Raw genomic sequence first — 1,142 nt, forward strand, 5'->3', positions numbered from 1 at the left:
CTATGAGGAAATCACCGCCCCTATTTTCAAACAGTGGAAAATGGGCTACGCCGGCGGCAGTGCCGAGTTTACTAAATTGCTCAAAGAGATGGGCCAGACTGAGTTCCTGCCGGAAACCATGAGCCCTCGACAGGCATTCCAATTTCTGCAACACCTTGCTGGTAATCAGGACAACCTTTAAGGCATAGTGGTTAAGCAATCTAACCTAAGTTAGCCAGGAGCGACTATGTCCGACGCACAGAGTTACACATCGGTAGACCAGTACATTACCGCCCTACCCGTGGAAAAGCAGCGGGTAATATCACAGTTACGCCAGACAATACTGGATAACCTGCCAGCCAGATTTAGCGAATGCATCAACTAAAACATGATTGGCTATGTGGTGCCCCATCAACTGTTCCCTGCCGGTTATCATTGCAACCCAGAATTGCCATTACCCTTTATGAACCTGGCGGCACAGAAAAGCCATTATGGCTTTTATCATATGGGCATTTATGCAATGCCTGAGCTCGAAAGCTGGTTTCGGGTCCGTTACGCCGAAGCGGTACCTACTAAGCTGGATATGGGTAAAAGTTGTATCCGTTTTAAAAACCCCAAACACATTCCCTACAACTTAATTGGCGAGTTGGTCAGCAAAGTGAGCGTTGATGATTGGATATCGGTTTATCAAAGCCTCAAAAAATAGAACTTGTTCCACTTTTACTGTTCTACTCTATTAACGACTTAAATTGCGCTTCTGATAACACTTCTTCTTCCAGTAAAGCTTGTGCAACCTTGCTTATTTGCTCCCAGTATTGGTCAACTAATTGATCAGTTTTCAGGGTTGCTTCATCCAGCCACTCTTTGATTAATTTTTCAGTCTGAGATTGAAAGTAAACGTCTCCGCTCCATTCATGTAACACTGTGGTGTCTAAGTTGTAACTATCGGGATGCATTCCGTATTTGGCAACAGGATTCCAGGCAGACCACATGGCCTGCCTCAAATCACTGCTGGCACCGGTATCTAATCCTTCATCTCCGAACTGTTTTACCTGGGCCGCTCGACCAGCTAACGCTACACATGTCTGCGAGAACCAAAAAGCTTTCGTGTAATCAATTTCTTGTTCCCTGTTGTAGGCCACCATTCCTAAAGCTTGTTCTCT

Annotated in this window: 3 protein-coding genes and 1 pseudogene; 3 read left to right on the top strand and 1 reads right to left on the bottom strand. The window is 45.4% G+C overall.

Features of this window, described 5'->3' with window-relative positions; all coding sequences use genetic code 11:
• From LHL20_RS20965 to LHL20_RS20975, 3 genes and pseudogenes are all read left to right on the top strand, one after another.
• Positions 1 to 181: pseudogene (locus tag LHL20_RS20965) on the top strand (BLUF domain-containing protein); the annotation flags it as partial.
• 45 nt (positions 182 to 226) lie between these two features.
• Complete coding sequence (locus tag LHL20_RS20970; protein WP_198033587.1) at positions 227 to 364, top strand: hypothetical protein; 138 nt, start codon at positions 227 to 229, stop codon at positions 362 to 364.
• A gap of 3 nt (positions 365 to 367) precedes the next feature.
• Positions 368 to 685 (top strand): DUF1801 domain-containing protein, encoded by a 318-nt coding sequence (locus LHL20_RS20975; protein ID WP_020745968.1) that lies wholly within the window; start codon positions 368 to 370, stop codon positions 683 to 685.
• A 22-nt stretch (positions 686 to 707) separates the two neighbouring features.
• Here LHL20_RS20975 and LHL20_RS20980 read toward each other — a convergent pair.
• On the bottom strand, positions 708 to 1,142 hold a 435-nt coding region (locus tag LHL20_RS20980), incomplete at its 5' end, for a hypothetical protein (protein WP_226434697.1).

Source organism: Alteromonas sp. McT4-15 (assembly GCF_020515205.1).
Taxonomy (GTDB): domain Bacteria; phylum Pseudomonadota; class Gammaproteobacteria; order Enterobacterales; family Alteromonadaceae; genus Alteromonas.

Coding starts and splice junctions, on each gene's coding strand:
- LHL20_RS20970 (WP_198033587.1), top strand. CDS start 227: ATGTCCGACGCACAGAGTTACACATCGGTAGACCAGTACATTACCGCC.
- LHL20_RS20975 (WP_020745968.1), top strand. CDS start 368: ATGATTGGCTATGTGGTGCCCCATCAACTGTTCCCTGCCGGTTATCAT.